This is a genomic window from Catellatospora sichuanensis (genome assembly GCF_007483665.1).
Lineage (GTDB): Bacteria > Actinomycetota > Actinomycetes > Mycobacteriales > Micromonosporaceae > Catellatospora > Catellatospora sichuanensis.
The window spans coordinates 255,159-270,937 of sequence record NZ_ML660189.1 but is presented as its reverse complement, the minus strand read 5'-3'; the positions used below and the strand labels follow the sequence as shown (position 1 = coordinate 270,937).

The 15,779-nt window shown below is 70.6% G+C and carries 11 protein-coding genes; 2 read left to right on the top strand and 9 right to left on the bottom strand.

The window, feature by feature from the left end; genetic code table 11:
- Positions 1-187: 187 nt before the first annotated feature.
- The 3 genes from FLL47_RS11535 to FLL47_RS11525 form a co-directional block, all read right to left on the bottom strand.
- A complete protein-coding gene (locus FLL47_RS11535) occupies positions 188-1,282 on the bottom strand; it encodes a branched-chain amino acid aminotransferase (RefSeq protein ID WP_144120468.1) in 1,095 nt (364 codons plus the stop codon).
- Positions 1,283-1,414: 132 nt separating this feature from the next.
- A complete protein-coding gene (locus FLL47_RS11530; RefSeq protein ID WP_246157805.1) occupies positions 1,415-2,437 on the bottom strand; it encodes a 3-isopropylmalate dehydrogenase in 1,023 nt (340 codons plus the stop codon).
- 148 nt (positions 2,438-2,585) lie between these two features.
- Positions 2,586-3,134 carry a GNAT family N-acetyltransferase gene (locus tag FLL47_RS11525; protein ID WP_144120466.1) on the bottom strand — a complete coding sequence of 183 codons (549 nt, stop codon included), beginning with the start codon at positions 3,132-3,134 and terminating at the stop codon, positions 2,586-2,588.
- A 130-nt stretch (positions 3,135-3,264) separates the two neighbouring features.
- Here FLL47_RS11525 and FLL47_RS11520 point away from each other — a divergent pair, with 130 nt between their 5' ends.
- Positions 3,265-4,122, top strand: a complete 858-nt coding sequence (locus tag FLL47_RS11520; protein ID WP_144120465.1) for an alpha/beta fold hydrolase — start codon at positions 3,265-3,267, stop codon at positions 4,120-4,122.
- 83 nt (positions 4,123-4,205) lie between these two features.
- Here the strand turns inward: FLL47_RS11520 and FLL47_RS11515 are convergent, their stop codons facing one another.
- From FLL47_RS11515 to FLL47_RS11490, 6 genes are all read right to left on the bottom strand, one after another.
- Entirely contained in the window at positions 4,206-5,087 is an 882-nt protein-coding gene (locus tag FLL47_RS11515) for a hypothetical protein (protein WP_144120464.1), read from the bottom strand.
- Positions 5,088-5,311: 224 nt separating this feature from the next.
- Positions 5,312-6,913: a phosphoglycerate dehydrogenase gene (serA, locus tag FLL47_RS11510; protein WP_144120463.1), complete on the bottom strand. Its 1,602-nt coding sequence runs from the start codon at positions 6,911-6,913 to the stop codon at positions 5,312-5,314.
- Between the two features lie 386 nt (positions 6,914-7,299).
- The gene (gene ilvC, locus FLL47_RS11505; RefSeq protein ID WP_144120462.1) at positions 7,300-8,310 is read right to left on the bottom strand and encodes a ketol-acid reductoisomerase; all 1,011 of its coding nucleotides are present in this window, start codon (positions 8,308-8,310) and stop codon (positions 7,300-7,302) included.
- 260 nt (positions 8,311-8,570) lie between these two features.
- Positions 8,571-9,089 (bottom strand): acetolactate synthase small subunit, encoded by a 519-nt coding sequence (gene ilvN / locus FLL47_RS11500; RefSeq protein ID WP_144120461.1) that lies wholly within the window; start codon positions 9,087-9,089, stop codon positions 8,571-8,573.
- Between the two features lie 75 nt (positions 9,090-9,164).
- Positions 9,165-10,985, bottom strand: a complete 1,821-nt coding sequence (locus FLL47_RS11495) for an acetolactate synthase large subunit (protein WP_144120460.1) — start codon at positions 10,983-10,985, stop codon at positions 9,165-9,167.
- 181 nt (positions 10,986-11,166) lie between these two features.
- Positions 11,167-13,614: a putative bifunctional diguanylate cyclase/phosphodiesterase gene (locus FLL47_RS11490; protein WP_144120459.1), complete on the bottom strand. Its 2,448-nt coding sequence runs from the start codon at positions 13,612-13,614 to the stop codon at positions 11,167-11,169.
- A 134-nt stretch (positions 13,615-13,748) separates the two neighbouring features.
- On the opposite strand from FLL47_RS11490, the gene ilvD reads away from it, so the two are divergent.
- Complete coding sequence (gene ilvD, locus FLL47_RS11485) at positions 13,749-15,593, top strand: dihydroxy-acid dehydratase (RefSeq protein ID WP_144120458.1); 1,845 nt, start codon at positions 13,749-13,751, stop codon at positions 15,591-15,593.
- Positions 15,594-15,779 lie beyond the last annotated feature (186 nt).

The following is a 15,779-nucleotide window of genomic DNA, read 5'->3' as shown; positions in this document are numbered from 1 at the left end:
GGATAACCGCCGTGGCCGGTGGTGATCTGCTATGCGACGGAGCGGACGCGGGTTGGCGGAAGCCGTGGCCGCTCGGTCGGAAAACCTTCGATCCTTGGCTCGATTGCCCAGCTCAAGCCACCCCAGGCGTTAAGAAGGGCACCTTCTGTAACGCGGAGCGTTAAGAAGGTGCCCTTCCTTTGACCAATTACAGGGTGGTGGTCCAGTTGTGGGGGTCGGCGGCGCGGCCGTACTGGATGTCCACGAGGGACTGGCGCAGGGCGGCGGTGACCGGGCCGGTGCCGCCGTCGCCGAGCTTGAACTCTCCGTCGACACCGCGCACGGTGCCGATCGGGGTCAGCACGGCGGCGGTGCCGCAGGCGAAGGTCTCCACGATCTCGCCGCTGCGCGCGCCGTCGCGCCACTCGTCGATGGTGACCGGGCGCTCCTCGACCTTGCGGCCCTGCTCGCGGGCGAGCGTGATGACCGAGTCGCGGGTGATGCCGGGCAGGATCGAGCCGTTCAGCTCCGGCGTGAACATCGAGCCGTCCTTGCGGACGAAGAAGACGTTCATGCCGCCGAGCTCGTCGACGTACTTGCGCTCCACGGCATCGAGGTAGACGACCTGGTCGCAGCCGTTCTCCGCGGCCTGCGCCTGGGCGAGCAGCGAGGCGGCGTAGTTGCCGCCGCACTTGGCCGCGCCGGTGCCGCCGGGGGACGCCCGGGTGTAGTCGTCGGACACCCAGATGGTGACCGGCTTGAGCCCGCCGGAGAAGTACGGCCCGACCGGGGAGGCGATCAGGCAGTACAGGTACTCGCGGGCGGGCCGCACGCCGAGGAAGACCTCGCTGGCGTACTGGAACGGGCGCAGGTAAAGGCTGCCCTCGGCGCTGGTGGGGATCCACTCCTGGTCGATGCCGACCAGCTGCCGGACCGAGCTCAGGAACAGGTCCTCGGGCAGCGGGGCCATCGCCATGCGGTGGGCGGACGCGGCGAACCGGCGGGCGTTGGCGTCCGGGCGGAAGAATCCGACCCGGCCGTCGGCCCGGCGGTACGCCTTCATGCCCTCGAAGATCTCCTGGGCATAGTGCAGTACGGCCGTGGCCGGATCCATCGGGATCGGCGCCCGCGCTTCGACGCGCGCGTCGTACCAGCCCTTGCCCTCGGCGTACCGGATGGTCACCATGTGATCGGTGAAGATCCGTCCGAAACCGGGGTTGGCCAGCAGCGCCTCGCGCTCCGTGGCCGATACCGGCTGCGAACTCGGACGGATCTCGAAGTCGATCGTGCCACCGCCACTCATGCGCGCTGCCCTCCATCGTTCGGGGATCTGGGGGAAACTTACCTCTAACGAACGTTCAACCCCAGCCCGGTCGATGACCTGGGCAGTTTGTACGCATCCACCCCGGCCACCGCACGGACCGAGGCCCTGCGGTCATGCTACGAGTACGGATACCCGGTCGCCGACCTCGGTGGTGCGGATCGGCTCGCCGGTGCGCCCGGAGAGCTCGGTGGCGACTGCCTCTTCGATCTTTCGAGCCTCGTCGGCGTGGCCCAGGTGCTCCAGGCACAGTGCCACGGACAGGATCGCCGCCACGGGGTCGGCCTTGCCCTGGCCCGCGATGTCCGGCGCGGAGCCGTGCACCGGCTCGAACATCGACGGGTAGGCGCGGGTCGGGTTGATGCAGCCGCTCGCGGCCAGGCCGATGCCACCGGTCACGGCGGCCGCGATGTCGGTGAGGATGTCGCCGAACAGGTTGTCGGTGACGATCACGTCGTAGCGCTGCGGGTTGGTCACCATGAACATGGCCGCCGCGTCGACGTGCTGGTATTCCGTCGCGATGTCCGGGAACTCCTTCGCCACCTCGGCGAAGGTGCGCGCCCACAGGCCGCCCGCGTGGGTCAGCACGTTGGTCTTGTGCACCATGGTGACCTTGCGGCGGGCCCGGTTGCCGGCCCGCGCGAAGGCGTCACGGATCACGCGCTCCACGCCGTGCCGGGTGTTCAGGCTCTCCTCGGTGGCGACCTCCGCCGGGGTGCCGCGGTGCAGGCCGCCACCGGCGCCCGTGTACAGGCCCTCGGTGCCCTCGCGCACCACCACGAAGTCGATCTCGCCCGGCTTCACCCCGGCCAGCGGCCCGGTGGTCCCCGGCCACAGCCGCGACGGGCGCAGGTTGACGTACTGGTCGAAGTCGAAGCGGAGCTTCAGCAGCAGGCCACGCTCCAGCACGCCCGGAGGGACCGTGGGGTCGCCGACCGCGCCGAGCAGGATCGCGTCGTGCTGGGCCAGCTCGTCGCGCACCGAGTCCGGGAACACCTCACCGGTCCGGTGGTAACGCGCCGCGCCCAGGTCGTACGGCGTCGTCTCCACGCCCGGCAGCACCGCGTCGAGGACCTTGAGCCCCTCCGCCACCACCTCGGCGCCGATCCCGTCACCCGCCACGACCGCGATCCGCATGCCAGCCCGCCCCTTACCGCTTCCACTCATCCCACATGTCTACCGAACGTTAAGCCCCACTCCCACCCAACGGTACACCCGTTCCACCATATGGAATTCCCAGCCGCACGGCCGCGCTGCCCCGCCGACCTGATCTGGCCTCGTGCGCTCAGGGGGTGCGGTGGTCGCCGAGCAGGCGGCCGCTGCGGATCAGGGGGCGTTTGGAGACGCCGCGTACGGCCCGGCCGGGCTCCTCGTCGGGCCGGCTGCTGCGCACGAACAGCGTGACCGTCACCGCGGGGGCGAAGCCGTTGCGCGACATCAGGGTCGCCGACGCGCTGTTGGACGACTCGACGTCGGTCACCACCCGGCTCGCCCCGCCCGCGAACAGCGCCTCGCAGCACGCGTCGACCAGCCGCCCGGCGATGCCCCTGCCCTGGTACGCCGGGTCCACCGCGATCCACTCCAGATAGCCCCAGTCGTCGCGCAACTCGAACGTCTGCGAGCCGAGCACGAAGCCGACCACCTTCGTCCCGTCCAGCGCGACCCAGCACGCGCTGTCGCCGCTGTCCAGGTGCTCCGCGACGGCGGTCAGCGACCAGGAGGTGTACGGCTTCACCGTCGTGTCGAAGACCCGGTAGCCGAGGTCCAGAACCTGGCGCAGGTGCTCGAAGCCGACCGGTTCGATGACGATGTCCGCCTGGGACGACTCACTCATGCCGGAATGCTGCCACGAAGCGGTCTTCTTCGGCCGGATTACGGCCGTGGCCAGGCCCGAGGATGCAAAGCCAGCAGCTTGTGAGATAACTAACCGACCGGTCGTTCTTATTTATTGCTAGCCTGCCGCCATGAAGGCTGCGATATTCCTGACCGGACGGCTCCTCAACGCCGCGGCCGTCGTCGCCCCACCCCTGGCCCGACGCGCCGCGTACACGCTCTTCTTCCGACCGGCCGGCCGCGCCCCGGTCCACCCCCGCGAGCAGGACGTGCACGCGGCCGCCATGGTCGGACAGGTGGACCTCGACGGCGTCCCGGTCACCACCTACACCTGGGGCGACGGCGGCCGGCCGGTGCTGCTCCTGCACGGTTGGAGCTCGCGCGGTTCCCGCTTCGCCGGGCTGGTCGCCGACCTGCTCGACCGGGGATACAGCCCGGTCACCTTCGACGCGCCCGGCCACGGCGACTCCGGCGGCACCTCCACGAACCTGCTCCAGTACGAGCGCATCATGCGCCTGCTGCAGGAACGCCACGGCGACTTCGCGGCGATCGTCGCCCATTCCTTCGGGGTTCCCTGCGCCTTCCACGCGCTGCGCACCGGACTGCGCGCCGGCCGCCTGGTCGCGGTCGGCGGTCCGGCCGAGTTCGAGCACCTCATCACCGAGTTCACCCGGCAGCTGCGGCTGCGCCCCGCGCTCGCCGAGCACCTGCGCACCCGCTCGGTGCACGACATCGGCGTCGCCGACCTGTGGCAGCGGTTCTCCAGCACGTTCCAGCCCGAGGCGCTGACGATCCCGCTGCTGATCGTCCACGACACCGACGACGACGTGGTCGGGGTCGACCACGCCCGGCGGATCCACGCGGCCTATCCGGGATCGCAGCTGCTGATCACGAGCGGCCTCGGGCACCGCCGGGTCCTCGGCGATCCGCGTATCGTCGGCCCGGTCGTCGCCTTCCTCGACGCCCAGGCTCCCGCCTCCACACACTGAGGAACCGGCCACCCGACCGGGCTCAGCCCCGAACTCGTCGGCCGGCTCCTCCGGCGGGCAGGTCGCACCACGCTGTCCAGGGCTCAGTCATCGACACGATCGGCATTCTGTTGCCCGGAGTCTGCGGCCAGGTGGTCGGCGTGGAACGCCAGCGCCGCCGCGTAGGCCGGGAACACCGGCTCCCGCACGTCGTACGCGGCGACGAAGATCCATGCCCGCGGGCGGGAGCGTCCCCACAGCAGTCTTCGCCACAGAGGCGTCGGCCGGGCCGACCACACCGCCCCGGGGTCGCGCAGCCGTAGGGCCAGTCCGAACCGTTGCTGGGCCGTCCGATCATCGGGGCGGGTCGCCACCTCGGCGACCTGCTCCCACGGCACGGTGAGGCCGCGGACCGGCAGGCGTACGCCGTCCCGGTCGACCTCCAGCGCCGGGCGCGTACGCCGCCGGGCGACGGCGACCACCCCCACGATCAGCAGCACCGCCGCCAGCACCGTGCAGGTCATGAACAGCGTCTGGTCCGGATCGATGCCGCGCCGCCGAACCCAGAGCGCGACGGACATGATCAACACGGGCGCGGCCGCCACCGCGACGACACTCTGCAAGCCCCAGGGTGCCGGCAGGCGCAACCGGACCGGTTCCGCCTGTCCGGGTCGGCGTGCCGCGATCGCGGGCCATTGCGCCGCCGCGATCTGCCCCATGCGATCTTTCCGGGCGCCCGCCGCCAACATCACGAACGTGGCGATCAGACCGGCCGGCCGCAATCCGTCCGGCGGGTCGGTCAGAGCCCGGACCGCCCAGATGCCGCAGAACGCGAAACCAGACAACCGGAAAACCCAGCGCAGCCTGCGGGTCGCGGACTGGGCCGCGTCCTGTACGGCCGGATCGGGGTGCGGGTGCCCTGACTCGGCGAGTCGCCGTGCCTCCCGGCGCACGGGGGCGGGCAGGAACATCCAGAGAGACCGCATGGCGATCATGGTGACCGGGCACCGCAACCCACCGGTATCCACCATGCAGTCGGCCCGGTGAGCTGCGGCAAACAGCTCACCGGGCCGACCGGTGCTCGTCTGGCTGCTCGTCACCCGCGTCGGCAGGGGTCACCCGAAGACCCGTCCCGGCCGTGCGACGAACGTGTCCGCAATGGACACCTGTGCAGGTTACCCAGCGGACAACACGCTACGCAAGCGTGTGCTCACTCTTCGGTGAGATCCACCGCGCTGACCGAGACCGCGCCGATGTTCTCGGCGGCCCGCTGCAGCAGGTCCGCCGCGACCGGCGAGTCGACGGTCAGCGTCATCAGCGCCTCGCCGCCGGCCTCGCGCCGGGCCACCTGCATCGCCGCGATGTTCACGCCGACCGCGCCGAGCACGGTGCCGACCGCGCCGACCACGCCGGGCCGGTCCGCGTAGCGGAAGAACAGCAGGTTGCCGTCGGCGTCCAACTCCAGGTCGAAGCCGTCCAGTTCGGTCAGCTTGATCTGCTCGCGCAGGCCGTGGGTGACCACCGCGCCGGCGACCGAGACGGTGCGCCCGTCCGGCAGCGCGCCGCGTACCGTCACCAGGTTCTTGTGCTCGTTGACCTCGGGGTTGGTGGTCAGGTCGATCTCGACACCGCGGTCCGCCGCGATCAGCGGCGCGTTGACATAGGTGACCTGCTCCTCGACGATCGCGCTGAACAGGCCCTTGCTGGCGGCCAGCTTCAGCACCGACACGTCGTGCTGGTTGACGATCTCGCCGCGCACCTCGACGGTTACCCCGGCGGCGACGCCGCCGGCCACGGCCGTGAAGACCTTGCCCAGCTTCTCCGCCAGCGGCAGCAGCGGCCGCACCTCCTCGGCGACCACGCCACCGGCCTGGACGTTCACCGCGTCCGGCACGAACTCGCCCTGCAGGGCCAGCTTGACGCTCTTGGCCACGGCCAGACCGGCCTTGTCCTGCGCCTCGTGTGTGGACGCGCCCAGGTGCGGCGTGGCGACCACGTTGTCGAACGCGAACAGCGGCGACGTGGTGCACGGCTCCTTGAGGTACACGTCGATGCCGGCACCGGCGACCCGGCCCTCGGCCAGCGCATCGGCGAGCGCCTCCTCGTCGATCAGCCCGCCGCGCGCGGCGTTGATGATCCGCACGTCGGGCTTGACCAGCTGGAGTTCCTTCGCGCCGATCAGGCCGACGGTCTCCGGGGTCTTCGGCAGGTGGATCGAGATGAAGTCGCTCTCGCGCAGCAGCTCCTCCAGGCCGACCAGGCGTACGCCCAGCTGGGCCGCACGGGCCGGCTGCACGTAGGGGTCGTACGCGATCAGGCGGGTGCCGAACGCGGCGATGCGCTGCGCGAAGAGCACGCCGATGCGGCCCAGGCCGACCACGCCGACGGTCTTGCCCTGCAGCTCGACGCCGGTGTACTTCGAGCGCTTCCACTCGCCGTTCTTCAGCGCCGCCGACGCCGAGGCGGTGTTGCGGGCGACGGCCAGCAGCAGCGCGATGGCCTGCTCGGCGGCCGAGACGATGTTGGACGTCGGCGCGTTGACCACCATCACGCCACGGGCGGTGGCGGCGGGCACCTCGACATTGTCCAGGCCGACACCGGCACGGGCGACGACCTTCAGCCGCGGCGCGGCGGCGATGGCCTCGGCGTTGATCTGGGTGGCACTGCGCACGATCACGGCGTCGGCATCGGCCAGCGCGGCAAGCAGTGCCGCCCGGTCCGTGCCGTCGACGTGACGTACGTCGAAGTCGTGCGCCAGCACGTCGAGCGCGGCGGGAGCGAGTTCTTCGGCAATGAGAACGACGGCAGTCACAGCTTGCCTCACGGAGAGAGTTGGATGACTTCAGCCCGGTTCGCCGCACTGCGTTTCGGGCCCTACCCACGCGATGCTACGGGCTCGCGGGTGCTTCGCATGTCGAAGCCACCGCGTGACGGTACTCACGTTCGTGCTGCTCAGTCCGTTTCCGGTGCTCTCTGGAACCGGTCAAGAACGCGGTGAAACGCCGCCAGAGCGCTGACCGGGCGAAACGGCATGATCAGAAAAAACCGGGCCGTGCCCAGGGATCGCCTGGGCACGGCCCGCCAAGCCCGGCCGCATGGTTCTTGCTTCGCCAGTGGCTCGTCCCGGTGCCCCGCCTGAACGGCGGACCACCGAGGACTCCCCACCGGCGACCGGACACCTATGGGAGAGGAAAGCTCTTAAGCGGTCTCGGTGATCGGCCGGTCGACCCAGCTCATCATGGCCCGCAGCTTCGCGCCGGTCTCCTCGATCGGGTGCACCGCGCCCTGCTCCTGCAGCTTGGTGAAGTTGGGGCGGCCGTTGTCGTCCTCGGCGACCCACTCCCGGGCGAACTCACCGTTCTGGATCTCGCCCAGGATGCGCTTCATCTCTTCCTTGACCCGGCCGTCGATGACGCGCGGGCCGCGGGTGACGTCGCCGTACTCGGCGGTGTCGGAGACGCTGTAACGCATCCGGGCGATGCCGCCCTCGTACATCAGGTCCACGATCAGCTTCAGCTCGTGCAGGCACTCGAAGTACGCCACCTCGGGCGTGTAACCCGCCTCGGTCAGCACCTCGAAGCCCGCCTGGACCAGCGCGGACGCGCCGCCGCAGAGGACCGCCTGCTCGCCGAAGAGATCCGTCTCGGTCTCCTCCTTGAAGGTGGTCTTGATGACACCGGCCCGGCTGCCGCCGATCGCCTTGGCGTAGGACAGCGCCAGCGCCTGCGCACCGCCGGTGGGGTCCTGCTCGATCGCGATCAGGCAGGGCACGCCCTTGCCGTCGACGTACTGGCGGCGCACCAGGTGGCCGGGGCCCTTCGGGGCGACCATGGCGACGTCCACGTCCGCGGGCGGGGTGATCAGGCCGTAGCGGATGTTGAAGCCGTGGCCGAAGAAGAGCGCCTTGCCCGAGGTCAGGTTCGGGGCGATCGACTCGGCGTAGATGAAGCGCTGCGCGGTGTCCGGCGCGAGGATCATGATGACGTCGGCCTCGGCCGCCGCCTCGGCCGGCGTGACGACACGCAGGCCCTGCTCCTCGGCCTTGGCGCGGCTCTTCGAGCCCTCCTTGAGGCCGACGCGCACGTCGACGCCCGAGTCGCGCAGGGACAGCGCGTGGGCGTGACCCTGGCTGCCGTACCCGATCACCGCGACCTTGCGGCCCTGGATGACGGACAGGTCCGCGTCGTCGTCGTAGAAGATCTCAACCATTTTCGTTCCCTCTCAAGGTCACACGCCGGGCCAGGGCATCTTCGCCCCCGCCCCCGGCGGTAGGTGCACGCGGCCGTCCCGCGTCCCACCAGTTGATCGTCTTGTCCCCGCCCGGCCTCTCCCTGCCACAACTCTCAACGAGTCGCGGCCCCGACTCCCCTCCCCTGCCGCAACTCTTGAAGACTTGCGGCCTCGACGGGCGCTGGATGCCGCGACTCTTTAAGAGTTGCGGCGGCAGGGGGCGGGCGGGCGGGCGGGTGTCAGGCGGCGAGGCGCAGGGCGGGGTTGGCGGTGATGCTGCGGGAGCCGCGGCCGATGGCGACCAGGCCCGACTGCACCATCTCCTTGATGCCGTACGGCTCCAGGTCGCGCAGCAGCGCGTCCAGCTTCTCCGCGGTGCCGGTGGCCTCGATGGTGAGCGCGTCCGGGGCCACGTCCACGACCTTGGCCCGGAACAGCTCGACGGTCTCCAGCACCTGCGAGCGCACCGGACGATCGGCCCGGACCTTCACCAGCAGGAGTTCACGCTGCACCGCGGTGCTGGGCTCCAGCTCCACGATCTTCAGCACGTTGACCAGCTTGTTGAGCTGCTTGGTGACCTGCTCCAGCGGCTGCTCGTCGGCGTTGACGACGACCGTGATGCGGGAGACCTCGGGGTGCTCGGTCTCCCCCACCGCGAGCGAGTCGATGTTGAACCCGCGCCGCGAGAACAGCCCCGCCACGCGCGCCAGCACACCGGGCTTGTTCTCCACGAGCACAGACAATGTGTGCTTACTCATGCGTCCGCTCCACTTCGCTCCGCGGCCACCTGAGTCGAACTGAGCTTCATGATTCCCTCGCTGCGCTCGGTCATGTCAGAGGTCATCCTCGTCGAAGGTCGGGCGGACGCCCCGGGCGAACTGGATCTCGTCGTTGCTGGTGCCGGCGGCGACCATCGGCCACACCATGGCGTCCTTGCCCACCACGAAGTCGATGACCACGGGCGCGTCGTTGATCGCCATGGCGGCCTCGATCGTCTTGTCGACGTCCTCGGCCGACTCGCAGCGCATGCCGATGCAGCCCAGCGCCTCCGCGAGCTTCACGAAGTCCGGGATGCGGTGCTTGTGCGTGCCCAGGTCGGTGTTGGAGTAGCGCGAGTTGTAGAACAGCGTCTGCCACTGCCGGACCATGCCCAGGTTGCCGTTGTTGATGACGGCAACCTTGATCGGGATGCCCTCCAGGGCACAGGTGGCCAGCTCCTGATTGGTCATCTGGAAGCAGCCGTCGCCGTCGATGGCCCACACCACCGCGTCGGGCCGGGCGACCTTGGCGCCCATCGCGGCCGGGACCGCGTAGCCCATGGTGCCCAGGCCGCCGGAGTTGAGCCAGGTGGCCGGCTTCTCGTACGAGATGAACTGGCTGGCCCACATCTGATGCTGGCCGACGCCCGCCACGTAGACGGCGTCCGGACCGGCGATCTCGCCCAGCCGCTTGATCACGTACTGCGGGGCGAGCGTGCCGTCCTCCGGCTCCTCCCAGCCCAGCGGGTAGCGGGTGCGCAGGTCGTTGAGCTGCGCCCACCACTCCTCGCGGGCCGGGTGGGTTTCGCTGTTCAGCGCCGCGATCAGTTCCTCGAGCACGTACTTGACGTCGCCCACGATCGGCACGTCCGCGTGGCGGTTCTTGCCGATCTCCGCCGGGTCGATGTCGGCGTGGATGATCTGAGCGTCCGGGGCGAAGCTGTCCAGCTTGCCGGTCACCCGGTCGTCGAAGCGCGCGCCCAGGGTGATCAGCAGGTCGCTGCGCTGCAGCGCGTACACCGCCGACACCGTGCCGTGCATGCCGGGCATGCCGACGTGCTGGGTGTGCGAGTCGGGGAACGCGCCCCGGGCCATCAGCGTGGTGACCACCGGGATGCCGGTCAGCTCGGCCAGCTCCCGCAGCGCCTCGGTGGCCTGCGCCTTGAGCACACCGCCGCCGACGTACAGCACCGGGCGCTTCGCCGCCATGATCAGGCGGGCCGCCTCCCGGATCTGCTTGCCGTGCGGGTGCAGGGTCGGCCGGTAGCCCGGCAGGTCCAGCGCGGGCGGCCAGCTGAAGGTGGTCTGCGCCTGCAGCACGTCCTTGGGGATGTCGACCAGGACCGGGCCGGGCCGGCCGGTGGCGGCCAGGTGGAACGCCTCGGCCAGCACACGGGGCAGGTCGTCGGCCGACTGCACCAGGAAGTTGTGCTTGGTGATCGGCAGCGTGATGCCCTGGATGTCCGCCTCCTGGAAGGCGTCGGTGCCGATGGCCGGGCGGGCCACCTGACCGGTGATCGCCACCAGCGGCACCGAGTCCATGTAGGCGTCCGCGATCGGCGTGACGAGGTTCGTCGCGCCGGGACCGGAGGTCGCCATGCACACCCCGACCTTGCCGGTGGCCTGGGCGTATCCGGTCGCGGCGTGCCCGCCGCCCTGCTCGTGGCGGACCAGGATGTGGCGCAGCTTCGAGTCGAACAGCGGATCGTAAGCGGGCAGGATGGCGCCGCCGGGAATGCCGAAGACCACCTCTACCCCGAGCGCCTCCAGCGACTTGACGAGGCTCTGCGCACCGGTGGCCGCTACGGGGGCGGACTGGGCGCTGGTGGCGGCGGGGGGCGCTGATCGTTGCGCCGCGGCCCGCTGGGCCAGTGACTCCGGGCTGGGTCTAGTCATTTTCCGATCACCTTTGGCATCTGGAAGGTCTCCGGGCGTCCGGCCAACAAAAAAGCCCTCGTGCAAAGTTCGCACGGGGGCCAGCGCACTCTCGTCAGTTTGAGAGTGCGCTCAGGTAAGTACTCGGGCGGACGGCCGAGAGGTCGACATGGGCTCAGCTTGACGCATCTCAGCCGATGAGTCAACTGCTCCCGGATGTTGGGACGGCCGTGTCGTGGCGTCCCGCTGAGCTGCTGCTCGTCTCGCTGGCGCGAGACGGCGAAAGCCCGTTGAGCGGTTGCCCCAGCGGCAGCGACTTGGCTGGTGAGGAACCATTTCCGGGGGCGGACTGGGCACTCGGCAGGATCTTGGTCGGCGTCGTGCCGGTGCCCGCGGGCGACGCGCTCGGCAGCGGTCTGGGCGGGGCGGCCGGCAGGGCTTTGGGCCCCCCGTTGCCCGAGGACGCCAACCGGGCCTCGAGGTGCTCGGCGGGCACGCCCATGCCGAACAGCCGGCCCTGCCCGTACGGGCAGCCGGTGGCCTCGACCAGGCGGCGATGGTGCGGCTCGCTGATGCCCTCGGCGATCACCTGCAGGCCGAGGCGCTGCCCGAGGCGCACCGCCACGTCCACCATCGGCGCACCCGGCCCGTGGTCGGACGGCGCGTCGATGACCAGGTCTCGATCGATCTTGAGGATGTCCACCGGCATCTGGCGCAGCTGTCCCAGCGAGGAGTAGCCCGCGCCGAAGTCGTCCAGGGCGATGCGCAGGCCCAGCGCGCGCAGCGCGGCCAGGGTGCGCCGGAACTCGTCCAGGTCGGTGGCGACGGCGTGCTCGGTCACCTCCAGCACCAGCCGCGACGGCGGCACCCGGTGCTTGCGCAGCACCTCCTTGACGCCGGTGACGTACTTGGTGGAGTGCAGCTCCCGCGGGGAGATGTTCACCGACACCCAGACGTCGTAGCCCTCCTGGACCCAGCGCGACAGCTGGCGGCAGGCCTGGTCCAGCACCCACGCGCCCAGCACCTCGATCTGGCCGGTCTCCTCGGCGATCGGGATGAACTCCAGCGGGCCGACCGCGCCCAGCTCCGGGTGGTTCCAGCGGATCAGGGCCTCCGCGCCCACCGGGCGGGTCGACGGCAGGGCCACCACCGGCTGGTAGGCCAGCGACAGCTCCTGGCGGTCGATCGCACCGCGCAGCTCGTGCTCGATCGCGGTGCGGCGGCGCAGCTGCTTGTCGTACACCTCGTCGTAGAGCTCGACCCGGTTCTTGCCGCGTTGCTTGGCGGCGCGCAGCGCCAGGTCGGCGTTGCGCAGCAGGGTGGGGATGTCGTCGGCGGCGCCGCACCCGGCCAGGCCGATGCTGGCGGACAGGAAGATGTCGGCGGCACCGTGCTGGTAGGGCCGGGACAGCACGGACAGCAGGCGTGTGGCGACCTTGCCCGCCTCGCCGGGCCGGCTCCACATCAGCACTGCGAACTCGTCGCCGCCCAGCCGTGCCGCGAGGTCGCCAGGGCGCAGGTTGAGCCGCAGCCGCTGGCCGACCTCGATCAGCACCGCGTCGCCCGCGTCGTGCCCGCGCATGTCGTTGACGTTCTTGAAGCCGTCCAGGTCCAGCGTGAGCAGCACGCAGGGCGGGCCGCCCGCCGCGTCGAGATACATGGTGCGCAGCAGCCCGCGCCGGTTGGCCAGGCCGGTCAGCGGGTCGGTATGGGCCAGCTCGCGGAAATGCGACTCGCTGTCGGCCAGCCGGTTGTTGGCCCGTCGCACGTCGACCACGGCCAGGTACTGCCGGCCGACCATGAACAGCCCGTTGACGATGCCGACCAGGGCGGTGACCGGCTCGATCCCCATGCCCCGGCTGTAACCGAGCACGACCACCAGGGAGATCGTCACCACCGGCGCGAGGCCGGCAGCCAGGCCGGAACTCGGCGACACCGACTCGGAGTCGCTGGCCCGCGGCGGCGGCGGCGGTCCGATGAACCACAGCGCCGCGCCGGTGGGGACGGCTGCCGCTCCCACCAGCACCACCAGTGGTGCGCCGTAGCAGGCGCCCCCGGCGATCGTGGTCATGCCGACGGCCATCAGCCCCGCACCGATGCAGTGCCGCAGCAACGGACCCTGCCGCAGCTGGGCACGCACCACCAGCACCGCGCTCAACCCCAGCACCGCGGAGCACAGCACCGTGGCCACCAGCACCGGCACGCATGCGCCCGGCAGCGCGTGGTGCCCGCCGGGCTTCTCCGGCGCCAGCACGAAGGTCCAGGCCACGATGAACAGGCCCGACGCCACCATCAGGGACTCGAGCATCAGCCGCAGCCGGGCCCCGTCGCCGACCACCTGATCGGTGATCTCCAGCAGAGCGGCCACCAGCAGCAGCGCCGCGATCGACGCGGGCAGGCCGAGCAGGCCGCCCAGCACCATCCGGCTGCTCATCCGGTCCACCCAGCCGTCCGGCCAGCCGGCCGTGTGCACCCAGGCGATCGGCGCGGCAAGGGCGAACACCATCAGCGCACCGGCGCTGAGCCGGTTCGCGCGGACGACCAGGCCGTGCTGGTCGACCAGCCGATTCGTCGCCAGTGCCCAGACCACAGGCACAGCGGTCAACACGCTCGCCAGTACGGCTATCGCGAGCCCCGGGGGGAGGTCCACGTCCCCCACTCTGCCGCAGCTCTGAGCACAAAGCGAGACACGTTGTGCGACATTCCCCCTCCGCCACCGTCCCGGGGTGTGGACACAGCAACGCTGAGCTGGGCGCGCGCTCGGACGAGTGACACACTTACGACATGCCCGAGCTGCGTTCCCGCACCTCCACTCACGGTCGCACCATGGCCGGCGCCCGCGCGCTGTGGCGCGCCACCGGTATGACCGACAGCGATTTCGGCAAGCCGATCATCGCCGTCGCCAACAGCTACACCCAGTTCGTGCCGGGGCACGTACACCTCAAGGACCTCGGCGGCCTGGTCTCGGAGGCGATCGCCGAGGCCGGCGGCGTCGGCCGCGAGTTCAACACGATCGCCGTCGACGACGGCATCGCCATGGGCCACGGCGGCATGCTCTATTCGCTGCCCAGCCGCGAGCTGATCGCCGACGCGGTCGAGTACATGGTGAACGCGCACTGCGCCGACGCACTGGTCTGCATCTCCAATTGCGACAAGATCACGCCCGGCATGCTGCTGGCCGCGTTGCGCCTCAACATCCCGACCGTCTTCGTCTCCGGCGGCCCGATGGAGGCCGGCAAGACCGTCGCGGTCGAGGGTGTCGTGCACACCAAGCTCGACCTGATCGACGCGATGATCGCCGCCTCCAACGACGCCGTCAGCGACGAGCAGCTCGGCGAGATCGAGCGGTCCGCCTGCCCGACCTGCGGCTCCTGCTCCGGCATGTTCACCGCGAACTCGATGAACTGCCTGACCGAGGCGATCGGCCTGGCGCTGCCCGGCAACGGCTCCACGCTGGCCACCCACGCCGCCCGCAAGGCGCTGTTCGAGCAGGCCGGCTCGCTGATCGTCGACCTCTGCAAGCGCCACTACGACAACGACGACGCCTCCGTGCTGCCCCGGGCGATCGCCACCCGCGAGGCGTTCGAGAACGCGGTCGCGCTCGACGTCGCCATGGGCGGCTCGACCAACACCGTGCTGCACCTGCTGGCCGCCGCCCGCGAGGCGGAACTGGACTTCGGCGTGGCCGACATCGACGCCGTCTCGCGGCGGGTGCCGTGCCTGGCCAAGGTCGCGCCGAACAGCCAGCAGTACCACATGGAGGACGTACACCGGGCCGGCGGCATCCCCGCCCTCCTGGGCGAGCTGAACCGGGCCGGGCTGCTGCACACCGGCGTGCACGCGGTGCACTCGCCGGACCTGGCCGGCTGGCTGTCCGATTGGGACATCCGCAGCGGCGCGACGCTGCCCGAGGCGGAGCGGCTGTTCCACGCCGCCCCCGGCGGGGTGCGCACCACGCAGCCGTTCAGCACCGAGAACGTGTGGTCCACGCTGGACACCGACGCGGCCAACGGCTGCATCCGGGACCTGGCGCACGCGTACTCCGCCGACGGCGGCCTGGCCATCCTCTTCGGCAACCTCGCCCCGGACGGCGCGGTCGTGAAGACCGCCGGCGTGTCCGAGGAGAACCTGCGCTTCACCGGCCCGGCGAAGGTGTTCGAGTCGCAGGACGACGCGGTCACCGCCATCCTGGGCGGCGAGATCGTGGCCGGCGACGTGGTCGTCATCCGCTACGAGGGCCCGCGCGGCGGTCCCGGCATGCAGGAGATGCTCTACCCGACCTCGTTCCTCAAGGGTCGGGGCCTGGGCAAGGCCTGCGCGCTGATCACCGACGGGCGCTTCTCCGGCGGCACCAGCGGCCTGTCCATCGGCCACGTCTCGCCCGAGGCGGCCGGCGGCGGCCTGATCGCGCTGGTCGAGAACGGCGACACCATCGCCATCGACATCCCCGCGCGATCGATGGTCCTGGAGGTCCCCGAGCAGGTGCTCGCCGAGAGGCGTATCGTTCAGGACAAGCGGGAAAAACCGTACACGCCGGTCGACCGGCAGCGCCCGGTGAGCGCGGCCCTGCGGGCGTACGCGTCGATGGCCACGAGCGCCAGCGACGGCGCCTACCGCCTGGTCCCGTAAGACCCCAGTCCCCCGCAGGCTCGCCCCCGCGGGAGGACTCCCTCACGCTGGTTGACCATGAACCTCAGTTCATGGTCAACCAGCGTGTCCCGTTCCACCCGCCCGCACCTGCGGAGTCGGGGCCGGTGGGCCGGTGGGTGATCATGGGCGGCATAGGATGCGGGGCAGCACCGAATGTGAGGAGTA